This is a genomic window from Streptomyces telluris, assembly GCF_024519335.1.
Classification (GTDB): domain Bacteria; phylum Actinomycetota; class Actinomycetes; order Streptomycetales; family Streptomycetaceae; genus Streptomyces; species Streptomyces telluris.
Genome location: NZ_JANIID010000012.1, coordinates 139057 through 163122 on the forward strand (window position 1 = coordinate 139057; position 24066 = coordinate 163122).

Annotated in this window: 8 protein-coding genes and 1 pseudogene; all 9 read left to right on the forward strand. The window is 74.4% G+C overall.

Going from position 1 to position 24066, the window contains the following annotated elements; all coding sequences use genetic code 11:
- Window positions 1-7 precede the first annotated feature (7 nt).
- Window positions 8-10081: pseudogene (locus NQU55_RS15575) on the forward strand (type I polyketide synthase); the annotation flags it as partial.
- A gap of 58 nt (window positions 10082-10139) precedes the next feature.
- A complete protein-coding gene (ccrA, locus tag NQU55_RS15585; RefSeq protein WP_168094286.1) occupies window positions 10140-11396 on the forward strand; it encodes a crotonyl-CoA carboxylase/reductase in 1257 nt (418 codons plus the stop codon).
- Between the two features lie 53 nt (window positions 11397-11449).
- Window positions 11450-12649: a cytochrome P450 gene (locus tag NQU55_RS15590; protein WP_256790733.1), complete on the forward strand. Its 1200-nt coding sequence runs from the start codon at window positions 11450-11452 to the stop codon at window positions 12647-12649.
- 327 nt (window positions 12650-12976) lie between these two features.
- A complete protein-coding gene (locus tag NQU55_RS15595; RefSeq protein ID WP_256790734.1) occupies window positions 12977-14191 on the forward strand; it encodes a cytochrome P450 in 1215 nt (404 codons plus the stop codon).
- Between the two features lie 11 nt (window positions 14192-14202).
- On the forward strand, window positions 14203-14397 hold the full coding sequence (locus NQU55_RS15600; RefSeq protein ID WP_168094264.1) for a ferredoxin: 195 nt from the start codon (window positions 14203-14205) through the stop codon (window positions 14395-14397).
- Window positions 14398-14835: 438 nt separating this feature from the next.
- Complete coding sequence (locus NQU55_RS15605) at window positions 14836-15492, forward strand: PAS domain-containing protein (RefSeq protein ID WP_372504728.1); 657 nt, start codon at window positions 14836-14838, stop codon at window positions 15490-15492.
- Between the two features lie 210 nt (window positions 15493-15702).
- On the forward strand, window positions 15703-18510 hold the full coding sequence (locus NQU55_RS15610; RefSeq protein ID WP_168094263.1) for a helix-turn-helix transcriptional regulator: 2808 nt from the start codon (window positions 15703-15705) through the stop codon (window positions 18508-18510).
- 14 nt (window positions 18511-18524) lie between these two features.
- A complete protein-coding gene (locus NQU55_RS36490; RefSeq protein ID WP_168094262.1) occupies window positions 18525-21257 on the forward strand; it encodes an AAA family ATPase in 2733 nt (910 codons plus the stop codon).
- Entirely contained in the window at window positions 21254-23992 is a 2739-nt protein-coding gene (locus NQU55_RS15625; protein ID WP_168094261.1) for a helix-turn-helix transcriptional regulator, read from the forward strand. The genes NQU55_RS36490 and NQU55_RS15625 overlap by 4 nt, the downstream gene beginning before the upstream one ends.
- Window positions 23993-24066 lie beyond the last annotated feature (74 nt).

The following is a 24066-nucleotide window of genomic DNA, read 5'->3' on the forward strand; positions in this document are numbered from 1 at the left end:
GCGGATGAGCAGCAACGAAGACAGGCTTCTCGAGTATCTCAAGCGCGTCACCGGGGACCTCCGACAGGTCCGCGAGCGCCTGCGCGAGGTCGAGGAGAAGGACCAGGAACCCATCGCGATCGTCGGGATGGCCTGCCGGTATCCGGGCGGCGTGCGCTCGCCGGAGGACCTGTGGCAGCTGGTGGCCTCCGGTGGCGACGCGGTCGGGGAGTTCCCCGCGGACCGCGGCTGGGACGTGGAGGGCATCTACGACCCGGACCCGGAGGCGCCGGGCAGGACCTACGCGCGGCACGGTGGATTCCTCTACGAGGCGGGGGAGTTCGACCCGGGGTTCTTCGGGATCAGCCCGCGTGAGGCCGTGGCGATGGACCCGCAGCAGCGCCTGCTGCTGGAGGCCACGTGGGAGACGTTCGAGCGGGCCGGCATCGACGCGGAGTCGGTGCGGGGGAGCCGCACCGGAGTCTTCGTCGGCTCCGGCTACCAGGACTACGTCAACCTCCTGCTCGGGGTGGCCGGTGAGGCCTCCGACGGCCACGTCGGGACCGGCAACTCGGCCAGCGTGATGTCCGGCCGCATCGCCTACACCTTCGGCCTGGAGGGGCCGGCGGTCACCGTCGACACGGCGTGCTCGTCGTCGCTGGTGGCGCTCCACTGGGCGATCCAGGCGCTGCGCAGCGGCGAGTGCTCGATGGCGCTGGCCGGCGGTGTGCAGGTCATGACCACGCCCACCGCGTTCGTCGAATTCAGCCGCCAGCGCGGACTGGCCCCGGACGGACGGTGCAAGCCGTTCGCCGCCGGGGCGGACGGCACGGGCTGGGCCGAGGGTGTCGGCATGCTGCTCGTGGAGCGGCTGTCCGACGCCCGCCGCAACGGGCACCGGGTCCTGGCCGTCGTCCGCGGCAGCGCCGTCAACCAGGACGGCGCTTCCAACGGTCTGACCGCGCCGAACGGGCCCGCGCAGCAGCGGGTCATCCGCCAGGCCCTGGCCTCGGCCGGCCTGTCTCCCGCTCAGATCGACGTGGTGGAGGCGCACGGCACGGGAACCCGGCTGGGCGACCCGATCGAGGCCCAGGCCCTGCTGGCCACGTACGGCCGGGAGCGGCCCGAGGGACGGCCGCTGTGGCTGGGTTCGCTGAAGTCCAACATCGGTCACTCGCAGGCGGCCGCGGGCGTCGGCGGGATCATCAAGATGGTCATGGCGATGCGCCATGGCGTCCTGCCGCAGACCCTGCACGTGGACGAGCCGACGCCGCACGTCGACTGGTCGGCCGGTGACGTCCGCCTGCTGACGGAGGCCGTCGCCTGGCCCGAGTCCGACCACCCGCGCCGTGCCGCCGTGTCGTCCTTCGGCGTCAGCGGCACCAATGCGCACACCATCATCGAGCAGGCCCCGGCCCAGGACGAGGAGCCCGCAGGGGCTCCCGCCGCCGGCCCCCTGGCCTGGGTGCTCTCCGCCAAGAGCGACGAGGCGCTGCAGGCCCAGGCGGCCCGGCTGCTGGCCGTCGCCGACGGTGACGTGTCGCCGGCGGACGTCGGACTGTCCCTGGCCACGACCCGGGCGGCCCTGCGCCACCGGGCCGCGGTGGTGGGGGAGAGCCGTGAGGAACTCCTGCACGGCCTGCGCGACTTGGCCGCCGGCTCCCCGTCGCCCGGTGTGCTGCTGGGGCGCCCCGCCGGTGGAAAGACCGGGTTCCTCTTCTCCGGTCAGGGCTCGCAGCGCATCGGCATGGGCCGTGAGCTGTACGAGGCGTTCCCCGTCTTCGCCGCGGCGTACGACGAGGTGTGCGCGCATCTGGACGCGCCCGTCGACGTCGATGCGGAAACGCTTCACCGGACCGGGTGCACCCAGCCCGCGCTGTTCGCCGTAGAGGTGGCGCTGTTCCGGCTCCTCGAATCCTGGGGAGTCAGGCCCGACTTCGTCGGGGGTCACTCCGTGGGCGAGATCGCGGCGGCACACGTGGCCGGCGCGCTCTCGCTGAAGGACGCGGCGCAGCTCGTGTCCGCCCGTGCCGCACTGATGCAGGCCCTGCCCGCGGGCGGCGCGATGGTGGCGATCCAGGCCACCGAGGACGAGGTCCTTCCGCACCTCACCGACGGGGTGAGCATCGCCGCGGTCAACGGACCGCAGTCGGTGGTCATCTCCGGAGAGGAGACGGCGGCCCTGAACATCGCCGCGGTCTTCACCGAGCAGGGGCGCAAGACCTCCCGCCTGAAGGTCAGCCATGCGTTCCACTCGCCGCTGATGGACCCGATGCTGGACGACTTCGCCGAGGTCGTCCGGGGCCTGTCCTTCAGCACACCGCAGCTCCCGGTCGTCTCCAACGTCACGGGCCGGATCGTCGAGGCGTACACGGCCGACTACTGGGTCCGCCACGTCCGCGAGGCGGTCCGCTTCGCCGACGGCGTGCGGACCCTGCACGACCTGGGCGTCACCACCTTCGTGGAGATCGGCCCCGGCGGCGTCCTGAGCGGGATGACCCAGGGCTGCCTGGACGACGGCGCGGTCACCGTCCCCGCCCTGCGTGCCGACCGCTCCGAGCGGCAGGCCCTCGTCACGGCCCTCGCACAGCTGCACACCCATGGCGTCGCCGTGGACTGGAGCGTGTTCTTCTCCGGCGCCCGGACCACCGATCTGCCCACCTACGCGTTCCAGCACGAGCGGTACTGGGTGGACGCGTCGGAAGCCGCTGCCGCTGCCGCTGCGGCGGACCCGGTGGACGCGGAGTTCTGGGAGACCGTCGAGCGCGAGGACCTGGAAGCCCTCGCCGGCACCCTGGACATCCGTGCCGAGGACGCGTTCAGCGACGTCCTGCCGCGCCTGTCGTCGTGGCGGCGGCAGCGCAAGGAGCAGTCCGCGGCCGAAGCCTGGCGCTACCGCGAATCGTGGAAGCGCCTGGGCGAGCTCGCGCCGGCCGGATTCGGCGGCACCTGGCTGCTGGCCGTGCCGGAGGAGGACAACGAGCAGATCGCCGCGGTCCGCACCGCCCTCACCGCTCGCGGCGCCGATGTGCGGACCCTGGCCGTCGGCGCGGCGAGCGACCGCGACGGACTGGCCCGGGAGCTGTCCGGGCTCGGACCGGTCGACGGCGTGCTGTCCCTGCTCCTCACCGACGACCCCGTGCTGCCCACGCTGCTGCTCGTCCAGGCCCTGGGCGACGCGGGCGTCGACGCCCCGCTGTGGTGCCTCACCTCCGGCGCGGTGGCCGTCAGCGGCTCCGACGCCGTACGCGACGCACGGCACACCCAGGTCTGGGGCCTGGGCCGCACGGTCGCCCTGGAACTGCCCCGGCGCTGGGGCGGCCTGATCGACCTGCCGGAGACCGTCGACGACCGGACCGCCGCGCGCCTCGCCGGAGTGCTGGCGCAGGCACAGGCGGGCGGGTGGGACGAGGACCAGCTCGCGGTCCGCGCCTCCGGCGTCTTCGCCCGGCGCCTCGCCCACGCACCGGCCCGCCCGGCCACCCGCAACTGGCAGCCCCGGGGCACGGTCCTGATCACCGGCGGTACGGGCGCGCTGGGCGGCCACGTCGCCCGCCGGCTGGCGCACAACGGCGCCGAGCACCTCGTACTCACCAGCCGCCGGGGCCCGGAAGCGCCGGGAGCCGCCGCACTGCGGGCCGAGCTGGAGACCCTCGGCGCCCGCGTCACCGTCGCCGCGTGCGACGTAGCCGACCGCGACGCCGTCGCCGCCCTGCTCGCCGAGCACACCTTCACCGCCGTCGTGCACACCGCCGGAGTCGCCGACGCCGGCATGGTGGCCGACACGACCCCGGCCGCCTTCGCCGCCGCGCTCGCCGCGAAGGCCGGCGGCGCCGCACACCTGGACGAGCTGCTGGGTGATCAGGAGCTCGACGCCTTCGTCCTCTTCTCCTCCATCTCCGGCGTCTGGGGCAGCGGCGGCCAGGCCGCCTACGCAGCCGGCAACGCCTTCCTGGACGGCCTCGCGCGGCAGCGCCGCGCCCGGGGCCTCACCGCGACCGCCGTCTCCTGGGGCCCCTGGGCCGACGGAGGCATGGTCGAGGACGGCGACGACGAGGAGCGGCTGCGCCGCCGCGGGCTGCGCGCGATGACCCCCGACGCGGCGATCACCGCCCTGCAGCGCGCGCTCGACCGCGACGAGACGCTGCTGACCGTGGCCGACGTGGACTGGTCGCGCTTCATCGCGCCGTTCACCCTCGGCCGCCCCAGCCCGCTGCTCGGCGACCTCCCCGAGGTGCGCGCGACGCTCACGGAGGACGCCCCCGGGACGGGCCGGGCCTCCGGGGCACTCGCCGGAAGCCTGAGCGGGCTGGCGCCCGAGGACCGGGCACGCGCCCTCGTCGACCTCGTGCGCACGCACGCCGCCGCCGTCCTCGGCCACCGCGGAGCGGGCGCGGTCGAGGCCGACCGTCCCTTCCGCGACCTCGGCTTCGACTCCCTGACCGCCGTGGAACTCCGCAACCGCCTCAACGAGGCGACCGGCCTGGCCCTGCCCACGACCCTGGTCTTCGACCACCCCACGGCAGCCGACCTCGCCGCCCACCTGCTCACCGAACTCACCGGCGGGGAGGACCCGGAGGCCACAACGGCGGCGGCCGCCGCCGTACTGGACGAGCCGATCGCCATCATCGGAATGGCCTGCCGCTACCCCGGCGGCGTGCGCTCGCCCGAGGACCTGTGGGAGCTGGTCGCCTCCGGCCGCGACGCGATCTCCCGCTTCCCCGGCAACCGCGGCTGGGACGTCGAGGCGCTCTACCACCCCGACCCCGACCACCCCGGCACCACGTACACCACCCAGGGCGGATTCCTGCACGAGGCCGACGAGTTCGACCCCGCCGTCTTCGGGATCAGCCCGCGCGAGGCCGTCGCCATGGACCCGCAGCAGCGCCTGCTGCTGGAGACCACGTGGGAGACCTTCGAACGCGCCGGGATCGCCCCGCACACCGTGCGCTCCACCGGCACCGGCGTGTTCGTCGGCTCCGGCTACCAGGACTACACCGCCCGACCGCTCAAGGTGCCCGACGGCGTCGAGGGATACATCCCCAGCGGCAACGCGGCCAGCGTGATCTCCGGCCGTCTCTCCTACGCCTTCGGCCTGCAGGGGCCGTCGGTCACCGTCGACACCGCGTGCTCGTCCTCGCTGACCGCCCTCCACCTCGCCGTACAGGCACTGCGCAACGGCGAGTGCTCGATGGCGCTGGCCGGCGGCGTGATGGTGATGGCCGGCCCGTCCGCGTTCACGATGTCGAGCCGGCAGCGCGCGCTGTCCGCCGACGGCCGCTGCAAGGCGTTCTCCTCGACCGCCGACGGCACCGGCTTCGCCGAGGGCGTCGGCCTGGTCCTGGTCGAGCGCCTGTCCGACGCCCGCCGTAACGGGCACCAGGTGCTGGCCGTCGTACGGGGCAGCGCCGTCAACCAGGACGGCGCCTCCAACGGCCTGACCGCCCCCAGCGGCAAGGCCCAGCAGCAGGTGATCCGGCAGGCCCTGGCCAACGCCCGGCTCGCCCCGGGCGAGGTCGACGCCGTGGAGGCCCACGGCACCGGCACCAGACTCGGCGACCCCATCGAGGCCCAGGCCCTGCTGGCCACGTACGGCAAGGAGCGCGAAGCGCACCCGCTGTGGCTCGGCTCGCTGAAGTCCAACATCGGCCACTCCCAGGCGGCCGCGGGCGTCGGCGGCGTCATCAAGATGGTGATGGCCATCCGCAACGGCGTCCTGCCGCAGACCCTGCACGTCGACGAGCCGACCCCGGACGTCGACTGGAGCAGCGGCAACGTACGCCTGCTGACCGAGCAGACCGCCTGGCCCGACCGGGGCAGGCCCCGGCGCGCGGCCGTCTCCTCCTTCGGCATGAGCGGCACCAACGTGCACACCATCATCGAGCAGGCCCCGGAGACCGGGCCCGCCGCCGAGGACGAGCAGACCCGCGAGACCCCGGACGACACCACCACCGCCCCGGCCGTGGACGTCTTCCCGTGGGCCCTGTCCGCGAAGACCGCGCGGTCCCTGCGCGAGCAGGCCCGCCGGCTGCTGAACCACCTCGACCGCACCGAAGGGCTCTCCCTGCCCGGCGTGGGCCGCGCCCTCGTCACCACGCGGACCCAGCTGGAACAGCGGGCCGTCGTCGTCGGCCGTGACCGGCACGAACTGCGGGCCGGGCTCGCGGCACTCGCCGAGGGCGAGCCCGCGGACACCGTGGTCCAGGGCTCCACCACGGCCTCCGGCAAGGTCGCCTTCGTCTTCCCCGGACACGGCTCGCAGTGGACCGGGATGGCCGCCGAACTGCTGGAGACCTCCCCGGTCTTCGCCGAGCAGGCCCAGGCGTGCGCCGAGGCCTTCGCCCCCTACCTCGACTGGCCGCTGCTCGACGTCCTGCGCGCCGAGCCGGACGCGCCGGACATGGCGGACGTGGAGGTCGCCCAGCCCGCGCTGTTCACGGTGATGGTGTCGCTGGCCGCCCTGTGGCGCTCCCACGGCGTGACGCCCGCCGCCGTCGTCGGCCACTCGCAGGGCGAGGTCGCCGCCGCGTACGTCGCGGGGGCGCTGACGCTGGACGACGCGGCCCGGATCGTGGCGCTGCGCAGCCGCACGCTGACCAAGCTCATGGGCAAGGGCGCGATGCTCGCGGTCGCGATGCCCGCCGGCCGGGCCCGCGCGAGGCTGGAGAAGTACGGGGACCGGCTGTCGGTCGCCGCCGTCAACGGGCCCGCCGCCCTGACCGTCTCCGGGGAACCCGGCGCGGTCGACGAACTGCTGGCGGAGCTCCAAGGCGAAGGCGTCCGCGTGCGCAAGGTCCGCGGAGCCACCGGCGCCGGGCACTCCGCCCAGGTCGAGAGCCTGCGCACGGAGCTGCTGGAGCTGCTGGCCCCGGTCGCGCCGCGCCCGGCGGACGTCCCCTTCTACTCCACGGTGACCGGCTCCGTGCTGGACACCGGCACCCTGGACGCCGAGTACTGGTACCGCAACGCCCGCCGCACCGTCGAGTTCGAGCAGACCGTGCGGACGCTCCTGGAGGACGGGCACGGAGTGTTCGTCGAGTGCAGCCCGCACCCCCTGCTGGCCGGTGCCGTGCAGGAGATCGCGGAGGAGGCCGACGCCGACGCCGTGACCGGCGCGTCGCTGCGCAGGGACCAGGGCGGCATGGACCGCTTCCTGCGCTCCGTCGCCGAACTGCACGTCAACGGCGCGCACGTGGACTGGACGGTCCCCTTCGCCGGACACCCCGAACAGCGCGTGGACCTGCCGACGTACGCGTTCCAGCGGCAGCGGTACTGGCTGGAGGGCGCCGACCCGGCACCCGCGGGCGCCGACCCGGTCGAGGCCCGGTTCTGGGAACTGGTCGAGAACACGGACCTGCCCGGCCTCGCCGGCGAACTCGGGGCGGACGACGCCGCCCTCATCGGCCCGGCGCTGCCGGTGCTGTCCTCCTGGCGGCGGCGCAGCCGCGAGAAGTCCACGGTGGACGGCTGGCGCTACCGCGTCGCCTTCCGGCAGCTGACCGACGCCCAGGCCGTCCCGGACCTGGACGGCCTGTGGCTCGCCGTCCTCCCCGCCGGCCTGGCCGACGAGGAGTGGGCACCCTGCGTCGTCGGCGTGCTCGGCGCCCACGGCGCCAAGGTGCGGGTCGTCGAACTCCCCGTCGACTGCGACCGCGCGGACGCCGCGAACCGGCTCGCCGAGGAGCTCGGCAGCGAACAGCCCGCCGGAGTCCTCTCGATGCTCGGCCTCGCACCCGGCCGGCACCCGGCCCACCCGACGCTGTCCGCGAGCCTCGCCGCGACCGTGAGCCTGCTGCAGGCACTGGGCGACCTGGACGTCCAGGCACCGCTGTGGTGCGCGACCAGCGGCGCCGTGTCCACCGGCGCCTCCGACCCGCTGCGCGACGCCGACCAGGCACAGCTGTGGGGCCTGGGCATCGTCGCCGCACTGGAACTGCCCCGGCGCTGGGGCGGCCTGGTCGACCTGCCCGAGGCGCTCGACGAGCACGCGCTGCGCCGCCTGGCCGGAATCCTGGCCCAGCGCGACGAGGACCAGCTCGCCGTACGCGCCGACGGCGTGTTCGGCCGCCGCATGATCCGTGCCCGGCCCGCCGACGCGGAGCCCGCCACGCCGTGGCGGCCCCGCGGCACCGTCCTGGTCACCGGCGGAACCGGCGGCGTGGGCCGCAACCTCGCCCGCTGGCTCGCCGGCGCCGGAGCCCAGCACCTGGTGCTCACCAGCAGGAGCGGGCCCGACGCCCCCGGCGCGCAGGAACTGCACGCGGAGCTGACCGCACTGGGCGCCGAAGTCACCATCGCCGCCTGCGACATCGCCGACCGCGACGCGGTCGCGCGGCTGCTCGCCGGCATCGAGGACCGGCACCCGCTCACCGCGGTGCTGCACGCCGCCGGCACGGCACGGTCGTCCCTGCTGACCCATGCCGGCCTCGACGAGTTCGCCGAGGCCGCGGCCTCCAAGGTCACCGGCGCCCTCCACCTGGATGAGCTGCTCGACGGCCGCGAACTGGACGCCTTCGTCCTCTTCGCCTCCGGCGCCGGCGTCTGGGGCAGCGGCGGCCAGGCCTCCTACGCCTCCGCCAACGCCTTCCTCGACGCCCTGGCACTGCGGCGGCGGGCCCGCGGCCTGACCGCGACCTCGCTCGCCTGGGGCGGCTGGGCCGGCGGCGGCATGGTCGACGACGCGGTCCAGGAGCGCGGCGAGAAGCGGGGCCTGGGCTTCATGGCCCCCGAGCTGGCCATCTCCGCACTGCACCAGGCGGTCGAGCACGACGAGGCGGCCCTGACCGTCGCCCCGATCGACTGGGAGAAGTTCCTGCCCGCCTTCACCGTGGGCCGGCCCAGCCCGCTGCTGGCCGACCTGCCGGACGTGCAACGGCTCCTGGAGGCCGAGCGGACCGCCGACGAGGAGACCGGCGCCGAAGCGGGCCTGGCGGCCGAACTGGCCGGACTGGCCCCGGCCGAGCAGGAGGAACGGCTGCTGGAGCACATCCGCTCCCAGAGCGCCGTCGTCCTCGGCCACGAATCCGCCGAGGACGTGCCGCCCACCGCGCAGTTCCTGGAGCTGGGCTTCGACTCGCTCACCGCGATCGACCTGCGGCGGCGGCTGTCGGCGGCGACCGGCCTCAAGCTGCCCGCAGGAATGGCCTTCGACCACCCCACGCCCGCCCGGCTCGCCAAGCACCTGCTGACGCAGCTCGGCGCCGCGGGCCGCGGCACCGCGGAGGAGGAGCGGCCGGCCGACATGCTGGTGCAGCTCTACCAGCACGCGAGCGAGAACGGGCAGGCCGCCGAGGCCATGGGGATGCTGGTGGAGGCGGCCCGCTTCCGGCGCTCCTTCGAACGGCCCGAGGAACTGGAGCGGACGCCCGCCCCGGTGCGGTTCTCGCAAGGAGACAGCCCCTTCGCGCTCATGTGCTTCTCGCCGTACGTCGTACCGGCCGGGGCGCACCAGTACGCCCGGTTCGCCGCACCCTTCCGCGACCGGACGGACATGTGGGCGCTGGCCCACCCCGGCTACGAGAAGGGCGAGCCGGTCCCGTCCGACGTGGAGGCCGTGCTCGGCCTGCACGCGCGCACCGTGCTGGAATGCGCGGGCGGCAAGCCCGTCGTCCTGCTCGGCTACTCCTCCGGCGGCTGGATCGCCCACGGCGTGGCGGCCCGCCTGGAGGCCATGGGCGAGAAGCCCGCGGCCGTGGTGATGGTCGACAGCTTCAGCCGCGAGATCCCCTTCGACCGCCAAGTGCTCAACGCCATGGCCCAAGCGCAGTCGCAGCGCCTGGACTTCATGAGGTCCGGCGGCGAACAGCTCACCGCGATGGGCCGCTACATGCACCTGTTCGACGAGTGGGCCGCGCCGGAGATCGCCGCGCCGACCCTGCTCGTCCGGGCCGGCGAGCCCATGCCGGCGGCCGGCGCGACGGCCGGCGACGGGCGCGCGGCACCTCCCGAGCACGTCGGCACGACCGTCGAAGTGCCCGGGAACCACTACTCGATGATGGAGGACCACGCCGGCACCACCGCCGCGGCGGTGGAGTCCTGGCTGGCGGACACCGTCACGAATCCGTCCGGCCCCGCCGCCCCTCCGGACGCAACGACCCGATGACCGGCCCGCGACCACCGCGAGCCCCCCGGACCAGACAGAGCAGATGTGGGAGACAGACATGACGAAGGCTCTCTACGAGATCGGTGAGACCCCGCCGCTCGGTGAGGTCCCGCCGCAGATGTACGCCTCGGTGATCCGGCAGAACCGCTTCGGCCAGCCGAAGCAGGCGTTCCGCACCGAGGTCGTCGACACCCCCGCCGTGGGCCGGGGCCAGGTGCTGGTCTACGTGATGGCCGCCGGCATCAACTACAACAACGTGTGGTCCTCGCTGGGCACGCCGGTCGACGTCATCGGGATGCGCCAGCGCCAGGGCCAGCCCGAGGACTTCCACATCGGCGGCTCGGAGGCCTCCGGCGTGGTCTGGGCCGTCGGCGAAGGCGTCCGCAACGTCAAGGTCGGCGACGAGGTGCTGGTCACCAGCGGCCAGTGGGACGAGACCGCCGAGGACATCCGGCTGGGCACGGACCCCCTGGTCTCGGAGAGCATCAAGGCCTGGGGATACGAGACCAACTACGGCTCCTTCGCCCAGTTCTGCCGCGTCGACGAGTACCAGTGCCACCCCAAGCCCGCCCACCTGTCGTGGGAGAAGTCGGCGGCCTTCCTGCTCACCGGGCCCACCGCCTACCGGCAGCTCCTGGGCTGGCAGGGCAACACGGTCCGCCCCGGCGACCCCGTCCTCATCTGGGGCGGGGCCGGCGGCCTCGGCTCGATGGCCATCCAGATCGTCCGGCTGGCCGGCGGCATCCCGATCGCCGTGGTCTCCGACGAGGACCGCGCCGCCTACTGCCGCAACCTCGGGGCGGAAGGCACCATCAACCGCCGCGACTTCGACCACTGGGGCCGGCTGCCCGACGTCGGGGACGCCGAAGGGTCGGCGAAGTTCCTGCGCGGCGCCCGCGGCATCGGCAAGAAGATCTGGGAGATCCTCGGCGAGCGCAAGTCCCCGCGGATCGTGCTGGAGCACAGCGGCCAGGACACCCTGCCGACCTCCATGTACCTGTGCGACAACGCCGGCATGGTGGTGATCTGCGGCGGCACCTCCGGCTACAACGGCGACGTCGACCTGCGCCACCTGTGGATGCGCTCCAAGCGCCTCCAGGGCTCGCACTACGCCAACACCCGCGAGTGCCGCGAGGTCATCAGCCTCGTCGGCGCCGGCAGGCTCGACCCCTGCCTGTCCGCCTGCGAGGGCTTCGAGGACATCGGGCGCATGCACCAGATGATGCACGACAACGTGCACCCCTCCGGGAACATGGCCGTCCTCGTGAACGCACCCCGGCGCGGCGAGACGACGCTCGCGCTCCCCGCCGCCTGACCGGTCCCGCCGCAGGAAACCTCCCCCTCCCACCAGTAAGTGCAAGGAGAGTCATGTCCCAGCCCACCACCGGCGCGCCCGCCGTCCCCAAGGCCCGCAGCTGCCCGTTCCTGCCGCCGGACGGCCTCGCCGACATCCGGGCGGCCGCCCCGGTGACCCGGGCCACCTTCACCAGCGGCCGGGAGGCGTGGCTGGTGACCGGCTACGAGCAGGTCCGCGCCCTGCTGCGCGACCCCTCGTTCAGCGTCCAGGTGCCCCACGCGCTGCACACCCAGGACGGCGTCGTCACCCAGAAGCCCGGCCGCGGCAGCCTGCTGTGGCAGGACGAGCCGGAGCACACCGCCGACCGCAAGCTGCTCGCCAAGGAGTTCACCGTCCGGCGCATGCAGGCGCTCCGGCCGAACATCCAGCGCATCGTCGACGAGCACCTCGACGCCATCGAGGCGCAGGGCGGTCCGGTCGACCTGGTGAAGACCTTCGCCAACCCGGTGCCGTCCATGGTGATCTCCGACCTGTTCGGCGTCCCGGTCGAGCGGCGGGCGGAGTTCCAGGAGATCGCCGAGGCGATGATGCGCGTCGACCAGGACGTCGCCGCCACCGAGGCCGCCGGCATGCGCCTGGGCGGGCTGCTCTACCAGCTCGTCCAGGAGCGCCGGGCCAACCCGGGCGACGACCTGATCTCGGCGCTGATCACCACCGAGGACACCGACGGCGTCGTCGACGACATGTTCCTCATGAACGCGGCCGGCACCCTGCTGATCGCGGCCCACGACACCACCGCCTGCATGATCGGCCTCGGCGCGGCGCTGCTGCTCGACCGCCCCGACCAGCTGGCCCTGCTCCGCGAGGACCCGTCGCTGGTCGGCAACGCGGTCGAGGAGCTGCTGCGCTACCTCACCATCGGCCAGTTCGGCGGCGAGCGCGTCGCCACCGAGGACGTGGAGCTCGGCGGCGTCCGCATCGCCAAGGGCGAGCAGGTCGTCGCGCACGTCCTGGCCGCCGACTTCGACCCCGCCTTCGTGGAGGAGCCGGAGCGCTTCGACATCACCCGGCGCCCCGCTCCGCACCTGGCCTTCGGCTTCGGCGCCCACCAGTGCATAGGCCAGCAGCTCGCCCGCATCGAGCTGCAGATCGTCTTCGAGACCCTCTTCCGGCGCTTCCCGACCCTGCGCCTGGCCGAGCCCGTCGAGGAGCTCCGCTTCCGCAACGACATGGTCTTCTACGGCGTGCACGAGCTCCCCGTCACCTGGTGACCCCCGCGCCCCGGTGAGCCCCCCCCACGGGGTGAGCGGCGCCCGCGGCCCGCGGGCGCCGCTCCTCCGGCGCGCCGTCCCGCCGGGACGACCGGGAAGGGCCGCGAACACTAGGGGTTGCCCTACTGCCGGGCCGCATAGCCTGGCGGACATTGGGATTCCGACGAGGCGGCGGTCCGGTGCGGCTCCTTCGGCAATTGTCCGAGCCAGGGTCCGGGGCTGAACGATCAGGCGTTGACCGAACCGCGAAAGGCCTTGCTGACGGATTGAATTTACTCGCCAGTATCCATGAATGACGGCTCCGCTGATCGTTTTGAAAGGCACGACATGACCGAGACCGATATCCGCTCCACCGGGGCGCCGGACCTCTCCTTCCCCCAGGACCGGACCTGCCCGTACCAGCCGCCGAAGTCCTACGCGGACGGGCGGGGGCCGGGCCCGCTGTCGCGCGTGGAGCTGTTCGACGGCCGCCCGGCGTGGATGGTGACGGGACACGCCGAAGGGCGCGCGCTGCTCGCCGACCCCCGGCTCTCCTCCGACTGGGGCCACCCGGTCTTCCCCGTCGTCGTGCAGCGCACCGAGGACCGCGGCGGCCTCGCCTTCCCGCTGATCGGCGTCGACGACCCCGAGCACGCCCGGCAGCGGCGCATGCTCATACCCAGCTTCGGCGTCAAGCGCATGGCCGCCATGCGTCCCCTGATCCAGGGCCTGGTCGACCGGTTGCTGGACGACATGCTGGCCAAGGGCCCGACCGCGGACCTGGTGTCGGCCTTCGCCCTGCCCGTGCCCTCGATGGCGATCTGCGAGCTGCTCGGCGTCCCGTACGGCGACCACGACTTCTTCGAGGAGCGCTCGCGCGACTTCGTGGGCGCGGCGACGTCGTCGGAGGCCGACGCGGCCTTCGCCGCGCTGTACGGCTACCTGCACGGCCTGGTCGAGAAGAAGCAGGCCGAGCCCGGCGACGGCCTGCTGGACGAGCTGATCGCGCGCCAGCTCGAAGAAGGCGCGCTGGACCACAACGAGGTGGTCATGATCGCGCTGGTCCTGCTGGTGGCCGGCCACGAGACCACCGTCAACGCGATCGCCCTCGGCGCTCTCACGCTCCTCGAGCACCCCGAGCAGCTCGAAGCCCTGCGCAACGATCCCGGCCTGCTCTCCGGAACGGTCGAGGAACTGCTGCGGTTCACCTCCGTCTCGGACTACATGGTCCGGATGGCCAAGGAGGACATCGAGGTCGGCGGCGAGACCATCAAGGCCGGGGACGCCGTCGTCGTCTCCATCTCGCTGATGAACCGCGACGCCAAGGCGTACGAGGACCCCGACGCCTTCGACGTCCGGCGCAACGCGCGCCATCACGTCGGCTTCGGCCACGGCATCCACCAGTGCCTCGGGCAGAACCTGGCGCGGGCCGAGCTCGAAATCGCCCTGGGCACGCTCTTCACCCGCATCCCGGGCCTGCGGCTGGCCGTACCCGTCGACGAGGTGCCCATCAAGGCGGGCCACGACGCCCAGGGCCCCGTCGAGCTCCCCGTGACCTGGTGAGGGCCGGGGGCATGCGCATAACCATCGACCGCGACCGGTGCATCGGCTCGGGCCAGTGCGTCATGACCGCTCCCGGCGTCTTCACCCAGGACGACGACGCCGTGGTCGCCCTGCTCCCGGGCCAGGAGGACGGGGCGGGCGACCCGCGCGTGCGTGACGTCCCGATGGCCTGTCCGGTCCAGGCGGTCACGATCTCCGGCGAATGAGCCGAGGGGACCGCAGGCCGTGGGGGCCGCGACCGTGCGAACGGTCGCGGCCCCCACGCGTATGACCGGGCCGGGCAGGCACGACGGGGCGGGCCGGCCCGGAGTTCCCGTGCCGGAGAAAAGATCGACGATTTTTTACCGGCGTGTCATCGCCAGGTAATAGTCTGCGTATGGGGCGTGAAACAGATCCTCAAGGGTGGCGAAAAGGCGGGGGCGCTGGCGCGACTTCGACCGTACCGAACCCCCGTAGTGGCAGCGGGCCGGGTACCGAACCATTGCCGTGGAGCCGCAGCTTTAGGCCGGCCCGGCCCGGCGATCGTTGACCACGGGTCCGGCCGCTAACTAGCCTCCAATTAATTCCACTCTCCATGAAGTTTTCTGAAGGGGAACACTCCCTTGTCGAATGCAGCCCCTACCGCCATTGATCCGGCCCGCTCCATGGCTCACGACATGCCGTTCGGCAGCCGGGGACGGTACGCGGACACGCATCAGCAATCCGACCACCCGGGCCTGTGCATGGCGAGCCTCGATAGGGCCCTGACCATCCAGCAGGCGAACCAGGAGTTCTTCCGGCAGTTCAACGGCTCGTCCGAGGAGATATGCGGCCGCAGCTTCCGCGACGTGGTGCACCCGAGCGTCCGGCAGCCGCTGATGCGCCAGTTCTCCCACCTCCTGGAAGGCAAGCACCAGCGCTTCGTCACCCCCGTCATCGCCGTGGGCCCCGGTGAGGAACAGCCCTTCACCGTTCCCCTCACCGCGGTCGCGGTGCGCGGCGGCCTGCCCGGCACGACCGCGATTCTGGTCATGATGCCGACGGCCCGGGACACCGAAGGGACGCGCGTGGTCACCAACCGCAAGAAGATCCTCTCCGAGATGGACGCCCGCATCCTCGAAGGCATCGCCGCCGGCGTCTCCACCGTCCCCCTGGCCTCGCGCCTCTACCTGAGCCGGCAGGGCGTCGAGTACCACGTGACCTGCCTGCTGAGGAAGTTGAAGGTGCCCAACCGTGCCGCCCTGGTCTCCCGCGCCTACTCCATGGGCGTGCTCAAGGTCGGGACGTGGCCGCCCGAGGTCGTGGAGGACTTCGTGAAGTGAAGGGGCCCGCCCCCTCGCCTCCGCTCCTCCGAGCAGCGACAATTCGGCCACAATGTCTGCGTTCTGACTCAAAGATGAGTGGAATCGTGCCGTACGGTTTCTTACTGTCATATTGAGTGGATGATGCAAACCGGCTCCCCTCCCCAAGAGCCGGCCACCGACGCGCCGACCCTCGAGCGAGGTCGCGTCGGGCTTCATGAAAGGAACGCTTTGGCGGCCAGTACCGAGACGCGTCACGAGACCTTCCAGGACCTGGTCGGCCGCTCCGCCGAACTGAACAGTGTGCTGCGACAGGCCGCCCGGGCCCGCGAAGGGACCGCGCAGGCCCTGCTGGTGCGGGGGCCGGCCGGAATCGGCAGAAGCAGCCTGCTGGCCGCCGCCACCGCCCGGTTGCGAGCCGACGGCTTCACCGTGCGCACCGTCAGCGGCGGTTCCGCGCCCGGCCCGGTCGCCGACGCGCCGACCCCTCCCGCCGAGCCCGCGGCTCCAGGCCCCGCAGAGTCCTCGGCCGACCTGTACGCGAGCTGCCGCCGCTTCCACGCCGACCTCCTCCGGCTGCTGGCCGACGGCCCGCTGGCCATCGTCCTCGACGACGCCCAGTGGTGCGACGAAACCTCTCTGCGCCGCCTCGACTTCGTCCTGCGCAGGGTCGCCGCACACCCCCTCCTCGTCCTCCTCGCCCAGCGCACGGAGAGCGACGGCCCCGGCACGGCCGTCCTCGCCGAACTGCTGGCCCAGGACCGCTGCACGCTGCTGGAACTGGGGCCGATGAGCGAGTCCGCCACCGGCCGGGTGATCGCCCGGGCGCTGGGCGGCCCCGTGGACCCGCTCTTCGCCCGGCGCTGCGCGGAGATCTGCGGAGGCAACCCGCAACTGCTCGGGCGGCTGCTCGCCGGGCTGCGCTGGGCCGGGATCCGCCCCGACCGGGGCGGCCTGCGCCGGCTGCGCGCGGTCCACCGCAGCATCCTGGCCTCGCTGATACCGGGCTTCCTGGCCGGCCAGCCCCGCCCCGTACAGCAGGTGGCCACGGCCCTGGCCGTCCTCGGCCGCGCCGAACCCGACCTGCTGGGCGCGCTGTCGGGCGTCCCGGCCCGGCACGTGGAGACCGCCCTCGACGTGCTCTTCCGGTTCGAGGCCGTCACCCCCGGCCGGCGCGGCTCGGTGATGTGCGACCCCCTCCGCCGCAGCGTCCTGGCCGGCCTGCCGACCGACTCCCTGCACGAACTGCGCTCCCGGGCCGCCGGGCTGCTCAACGACGCCGGACGGCCGGCCGCCGAAATCGTCGGCCAGCTCGTCTCCCTGGACCGCATCGACGAGCCGTGGATGCTCGCCGTGCTCCGCGACGCCATCGCCGAATCACCCGGCCGCACCGCCACCAGGGACGTGGTCACCTGCCTGCGGAGCGCCCTGACGGCACAGCTCACGCCCACCGAACGCAAGGACGTCCACCGCGAACTCGCGAGAGCCTGCGCCCCCACGGCGCCCGAAGCCGCGCTCTGGCACCTGCACCAGGCCCTCACCGCCGCCCCGGACGCCCGGGAGAAGGCCGCCATCGCCGTCGACTACGGCCTCTCGGCCGCCGGGACCCGCCACGCGGCCGACGCCGTGCGCATCCTCGGAGACGTCCTGGACGCACTCGACGCCGGCCTGGGCACCGACCCCGCACCCGCCGACCGCGAACTGCGCACCACCGTCGCCTCGGCCCTCCTGGTCACCGCCGTCAACGACACGACCGCCATGGCCGCGGCCCGCGAACGGTCCCGCACCTGGGCGCCGCCGCACGGCGACAGCCCCGCCGAGCGCCAGCTGCTGGCCGCCATGAGCGTCATGGCCTGCCTGGAGGGCAGGCCGGCCGGGGAGGCGGCCGCCCTCGCCCGCACGGCGTTACGGGTCGAGGACGAGGTCCCCGCCGCCGGCTGGTGGGTCATCGGCCCCTCCACCGTGCTCGGCCTGGCGGACGCCGTCGACGAGGCGCTGGCCGGCCTGGAGCGCTCCTGCGCCGGCGGCCTCGCCCGCCACGGTGCGAGGGTGCGGGTCCCGGCGCTGGCCGGCCGTTCCCTCGCCCTCCACGACGCCGGTGACATCGCCGGCGCCCTGCGCCAGGCACAGGCCGCCCTCGTGCTCGCCGAGCGGGACGGGCAGGGCGACCCCGCGTCCCTGGCCCACATCGCCCTGGGCAGTTCCCTGCTCTCCGCGGGCCGGACCGCCGACGCGTGCGTCGTGCTGGACCGCCTCGTGCGCACCGACTTCACGCTCGAAAACCGCCTCTTCGAGTGGCACCACTACCTCTACGTCCGCGGCCGGGCGCTGCGCGAACAGGGCGACCTGGAAGGCGCCTTGGCCGCGTGGCGCCGGTGCGGCCGCGGCCTGGAGGAAGCAGGCGTGGCCAACCCGGTCCTGGCCCCCTGGTGGCTGCCCGCCACCACCACCCTCGCCCGCCTCGGCCGGACCGCCGAGGCCGCCGAGCTCGTCGAACGGGTCCAGCCGGACGTCCGGCGCTGGGGCACCCCCCGGGCCCTCGGCCTGGGCCTGCTCGCCGCGGCCTGCGTCGCCGAGGGCCGCACCCGCCTGCGACTGCTCGGCGACTCGGTGGACGCCCTGGCCTCCTCACCGGCCCGCCTGGAGCTCGGCAAAGCCGAATTCCAGCTCGGCCACGAACTGCTGCGCCACGGCGACACCGACGGCGCCCGCCGCCACCTGCGCCGCGTCATCGAACGAGCCACCCACTGCGGATACCACCTGCTCGCCGCCGTCGCCCGCAGACTGCTCGTCACCGCGGGCGGACGGATGCCGCAGCTCGCCGCCAGCCCCCTGGACTCCCTCACCGCCGGCGAGCGTCGCGTGGCCTCCCTGGCCCGCGACGGAGCGAGCAACAAGAAGATCGCCGAGACGCTGTTCATCACCACCCGCACCGTGGAGATGCACCTGACCAACGTCTACCGCAAACTCGGCGTACGAGGCCGCGCCGAACTCCCCGGCGGGCTGCGCCCCGCCGGACTGCGGGCGACGGGCCGGTGACCAGGAGAACGGACATGTCACCGACCACCACTCCGCAGCCCGCTCCCCGTACGCCCGGCGACGGCCCGGACGCGTCCTCGCCGCTCGCCGGCCGCGAACGGGAAGAAGCCCTGCTCTCCACCGCACTGCACCACCTGCGCCAGGGCCGGCCCGTGCTCGCCGAGGTGCACGGCCCGCCCGGCACCGGCCGCAGCGCCCTGCTGGAGCGCGCGGCCGCCCTGGCCGGACGGGCCGGCATCCGCGTCGCCGCCGCCCAGGCCTGCCCGGAGGAGACCGGCCTGCCCTACAGCCTCGCCGCCGAACTGCACAGGGCCCTGACGCGCAGCGGCCACGCCGCGGCCCCGCCACCGCACCGGAGTTCGTGGGAGCCGGAGCGGGCCGCCCTGTGCCGGGTCTTCCTCGCCGCCGCCCGCACCGAGCCGCTGCTCGTCGTCGTCGACGACCTCCAGTGCGCCGACCGGGCGAGCCTGAGCTGGCTGCAGGCCCTCGGCCGCCGCCTCGCGGGCACCTCCCTGATGCTGCTCACCTCCCGCAGCGACGCCGCCCCCGCCGGACCCGGCGACCGCATCGACACGTGCCCGCTGGACGGCGAGCACACCGTCGCCCGGCACACCCTCGCCCTCGGCCCGCTGCCGGACCCCGCCGTCGGCCGGCTCCTCGACCGGGCATGGGACACCCCGGCCGACCCCGCGTTCCAGGAAGCGGCGGTGCGCGCCGTCGACGGGAACCCCGCCCTGCTGCGGTCGGTCACCAGCCAGTTCGCCTGCCACGGATGGCGGCCGACCGCCGAGCACCTGCCCCGCCTCGCCGACTGCGCCGCGGAGGCCGTCCGGCAGCGCACACGGCACACCCTCACCGTGCTGCCCGAAGAACTCCGCGACGTCCTGTGCGTCATCGCGGCCGCCGGGCCCGACTGCACCGAGCCCATGATCACCGCGCTCACCGGGGCGCACGCGCCCCGAGCCCTCGCCCGGCTCTCCGGAACCGGCCTGCTCCTCACCGGCGGCCAACCCGCGTTCCGGCACCCGGCGGCGGCCGAAACCGTTCTGGCCGGTCTGAGCGTCGAGAGCCGGGAGACACTCCATTCCCGCACCGCCGCCTGGGCGTACCGGACCGCCGCCCCCGACAGCGCGGTGGCCCGCATGCTGCTGGGCGCGCGGCCCGACGGCGCCGCATGGGCCGTCGGCGTCCTGCGCGCCGAGGCCGCCCGCCACCGCGCCGCCGGCCGGACGGCCGACGCCGCCCGGCTGCTCCGGCGCGCCCTGCGCGAACCCGCGCCGCCCGAGCAGCGCGTCCCGCTGCTCACCGAACTCGCGGTCGCTCTCCTGCCCTCCGACCCTGGGGCGGCCGACCGCCACCTGCGCCAGGCCCTGCTCACTCCCGCCGACGCCACCGCCGGACCCGCCTGGGTGCGCGCCGCCGAACTCCTGGTGGCCCGCGGCGACATGGCCGCCGCCCAGCCGCTGATCGCCGGGGCCGCCGAGCGCGTCGCTCCGGACGGCGACGACGCGGCCGCCCTGCGCGCCCTGTACTGGCTCGCCGAACAGAGCGAGCCGGAAGCCGCCCACGAGCTGGACAGCCCTCCGGTCCCGCCGCTGCCCCGGCAGCCCGCAGGAGCGGCGGAGGCCGCGGCCGCGGCCTGGCGCACCGCCCTGCGCGGCCAGGACATCGGCCTGGCCCGCAGCCTGGCCCGCACCGCCCTCGCCCCGGAGGCCGCCCGCCGCACCGTGCCGCTCCTGCTGCAGGTGGCCGCCTGCCACGTCCTGGTGCTCAGCGGCGACCACGAGGAGGCCCGCACGGCCCTCGACACCGTGCTCGTACGCGCCCAGTACGCGGACGTGCGCCCGGTCGCCGGCCTGGCGCTGCTCGTCAGCGGCCTCGCCGAACTGGGCCGCGGACGGCCCGGCGCCGCGTCGGAGGCGCTGGACCGGGCCCAGGCGGCCATGCTCGGCAACTGCCGTTCTCCGTTCCTCACTCCGGGACTGATCGCCCTCGCGGCCCTGGTGCAGCTGGAACAGGGCGATCCGGACGAAGCCGAACGGTTCCTCGCCCTGGCCCAGCCGTACGGCACCGCGGCCGGACTGGCCGGGGCCCTCCTGTTCTACGCCCGGGGCCGGACCCGCCTGGCCCGCGGCCACCGGGAGCGGGCCCTGCCCGATCTGCTGGAGTGCGGGCGCAGGCTGCTCGCCCGGCAGGTGACCAACCCCGCGTTCCTGCCCTGGCGCTGGGTCGCCGCCTCGGCCAGCGAGGCGCCCGCGGACGACCCCGTGGCCGCCGGCCTCCTCGCCGAGGAGCAGCACCTCGCACGCGCCTGGGGCGTCCCCGGGGCCCGGCCCGACGCTGCGGCGGACGGAGGAGGGCCGCCCGCGGGATCCGGTGCTGCGGAACCCGCCGGACGGCGCGCACGGGGCACCTCCCCGCGCGCCGACGGATCCACCGGTCGCCGCAAGCAGGCCCGTAGCGGCAGGCCGCCCGCCGACCGTGCCGAGGACCGGCGCGCGGAGGACCGGCGGCCCCCACCCGGCACCGGCCCCGCACCGGCGCCCCGGCAGGAACTGACCGGCGCCGAACTGCGGGTGGCCGCACTGGCCGCCGACGGCCTGCCCAACCGGGCCATCGCGTCCCGGCTGTCGGTCACCCCGCGCACCGTCGAACTGCACCTGACCAAGACCTACCGCAAGCTGGGCATCCAGGGCCGGGCCGGACTGGCCGCCGCGCTGGGGCACCAACCGAAGGCGACATCATGACACCGCTTCGCGGACGGCAACGCGAACTCGACCTGATCTCCGCGGCGATGGACGCCGCCCACCGGGGCGACGGCCGCCTGCTGGCCGTGACGGGCGGCATCGGCAGCGGCAAGACCGCCCTGCTGCGGCGGCTGCCCGCACTCGCCGAACGGCGCGGCCTGCGCGTCCTGACCGCCGCCTGCGCCCCGCAGGAGCAGGACTTCCCCTTCGGCGTCGTGAGCCAGCTCCTCGACCCGCTCCCGGGCTGCCGGGCCCTCGACCCCGTACCCGGCCCGGACCAGTTCGCCGAACTCCTCTCCTTCGTCACCGACTACAGCGCCGGCAAGTCCCTCCTGATCCTGGTGGACGACCTCCAGTGGGCCGACCCGGCCTCCCTGCGCTGGCTCGGCGCCCTCGCCAAGCGGCTGCCCGGCACGCGCGCCACGATGGTCGTCGGCGTACGGGCAGGCGAGCCCGGCGCGGACGCACCACCGGTGCAGGCCCTCGCGGAACGCGCCGGCGCCCTCCACCTGGCCCCGCTCACCGTGGAGTCCGTCGAAGCCCTCGTCGCCGACCACCTGGGCCGTCCCGGCGACCCCGCACAGGTCGCCGCCTGCCACCAGGCCTCGGGCGGCAACCCCCTGTTCCTCACCGCGGCCCTGGCCGACCTCGCCCCGGACGAACCGCAGCCCGGGCACGTCCTCACCGCGCCGGAACCCCGGCCCGTCGCGCTGCACGAGCGCCTCACCGTCGCCCTGCGCGCCCAGCCGGCCCCGGTGCGCCGGCTCGCCAGGGCGCTGGCGGTCCTCGACGAGGACGCCGGCCTCGAACTGGCCGGCGACCTCGCGGAGCTCGACACCGCCGGCAGCGAGGAGGCCGCGCGATCCCTGCGCCGCCTCGGCCTGCTCACCGACGGCCCCGTACCGCGCTTCGTCCACCCCTCCGTACGGGAGGCCGCCGAGGAATCCATGACGGCCGCGGAACACGAGGACATCCACCTGCGCGCCGCGCACCTGCTGCACAGCGGCGGCCACCCGGCGGAACGCGCCGCCGCACCGCTCCTCGCCGTCACCTCGTGCCACGAAGGCTGGACCGTCGAAGTGCTGCGCTCCGCCGCAACCGCAGCGCTACGGCGCGGAGCCCCCCAGGACGCCGCCCGCTACCTGCGCCGGGCCCTGCTCGGCAGCTCGTCGTCCGGCGCCGGCCGGGCCGCCCTGCTGCTCGACCTGGCCGCCTCGGAGCGCGACACCGACCCACAGGCCGCCCTGCGGCACCTCTCCCAGACCCTCCTCCTGCTCCCCACCCCCGCCGGGCGCGCGCTCGCCGCCGCCCGCATCCCTCCCTTCCTCCTCGGCAGCTGCCCCCCGGCGGTCACCGACACCGTCGCCAAGGTGGCCGCGGACCTGGGCGGCCCGGACGGCCTCACCGGCGTCGAACGCCAGGCCGCCCTGCGGATCGAGGCCCGCCTGCGCCACATCGCCGTGGCCGGACCCGGCGAGATCGGGCGCTGTACAGAACGGTTGCGCGCCCTGGGCACCATGCCCCCGATCAACACCGCCGCCGAACGCGAACTGGTCACCGTACTCCTGCACGGCGCCACCGTGACCCAGCAGATGACCGCGGCCGACGTCGCCTTCCACGCCAACCGCGTCCTCCAGCACGAACCCGCCGCCCCCTCCCACGTCCACACCGCACTACCGCACCTGACCGGCGTCCTGGTCGCCGCGGAATCGCTGGAGACCATCGGACCCTGGCTGATGATCGCGCGGGAACGCGCCCGCCGGGACGGCGCTCCCGTCCCCCGGGCGGTGATCGCCACCGAGCTCGCCCACCTCCAGCTGTCCCGGGGACGCCTGCAGGAGGCCAGGGCCCACGCCGAGGAAGCCCTCGGACTCGGCATGACGGAGTGGGCCACGCTCTCCTCCATGGCCGCCCTCGTCATGGTCACCGTCCACAGCCGGGACACCCGGCTGGCCCGGCGGCTGCTCGCCCACCACCGCGAGATCGCCGACCACGACTTCCGGCCCTCACCCCTCCAGCTCCTCAGGGGCTCCGTCGCCGCCGTCGAGGGAGACCCGGCCACGGCCCTGGAGTACATCCTCGACTGGGGCCGCTCGGCCGAACGCGCCGAATGGCGCAACCCCGCCCTCGTCCCCTGGCGCACCTGGGCGGCCGGGCTGTACCACCGCATGGGCCGGACCCAGCAGGCCCTCGACCTCGCCGACGAGGAGTACGAGCGGGCCGTGGCCTGGGGCACCCCCGTCGCCATGGGCCGCGTCCAGCGGGTCAGGGGCGCGGCCACGGCGGGGGAGCGGGGCATCGAGCTGCTGCACGAGTCCGCCGCCCTCCTGGAGAACTCCGTGAACACCATGGAAGCGGCCCGCACCGAACTGCTCCTCGGCCGGCGGCTGCTGGCCGCCGGCCGGCACGCCGAGGGCGAACTCAGACTGCGCACGGCCCGCGACCGGGCCCTCGCCTGCGGTGTGCCGTGGATCGCCGAGCGGGCGTCCGAGGAACTCGCCGACCCGGCCGGCTCCCGCACCCCGGTGGCGGTGGCGGCGCTCACCCGCTCCGAACGCAGGGTCGCCGGGCTCGCCGCCAACGGCGTGCCCAACAAGGACATAGCCGAACGGCTCAAGGTCAGCTCACGCGCCGTGGAGAAGCACCTCACCAGCGCCTATCGCAAGCTCCACGTCGCCGGACGGGCCGAACTGGCCGCCTTCTCCGTCCTGCTCCCCGGCGAGGCGGAGGAATGACCGGACCCGTACCGACGACCCGGGCCCGCACCGAACCGAAGCTTCCGTACCGGGAGTAACCGAACCTCCGGGCC

What these genes read in the sequence shown, in the direction of transcription:
- NQU55_RS15600 (WP_168094264.1), top strand. Translation starts at nt 14,203, where the DNA reads ATGCGCATAACCATCGACCGCGACCGGTGCATCGGCTCGGGCCAGTGC.
- NQU55_RS15625 (WP_168094261.1), top strand. Translation starts at nt 21,254, where the DNA reads ATGACACCGCTTCGCGGACGGCAACGCGAACTCGACCTGATCTCCGCG.
- NQU55_RS36490 (WP_168094262.1), top strand. Translation starts at nt 18,525, where the DNA reads ATGTCACCGACCACCACTCCGCAGCCCGCTCCCCGTACGCCCGGCGAC.
- NQU55_RS15595 (WP_256790734.1), top strand. Translation starts at nt 12,977, where the DNA reads ATGACCGAGACCGATATCCGCTCCACCGGGGCGCCGGACCTCTCCTTC.
- NQU55_RS15605 (WP_372504728.1), top strand. Translation starts at nt 14,836, where the DNA reads ATGGCTCACGACATGCCGTTCGGCAGCCGGGGACGGTACGCGGACACG.
- NQU55_RS15590 (WP_256790733.1), top strand. Translation starts at nt 11,450, where the DNA reads ATGTCCCAGCCCACCACCGGCGCGCCCGCCGTCCCCAAGGCCCGCAGC.
- ccrA (WP_168094286.1), top strand. Translation starts at nt 10,140, where the DNA reads ATGACGAAGGCTCTCTACGAGATCGGTGAGACCCCGCCGCTCGGTGAG.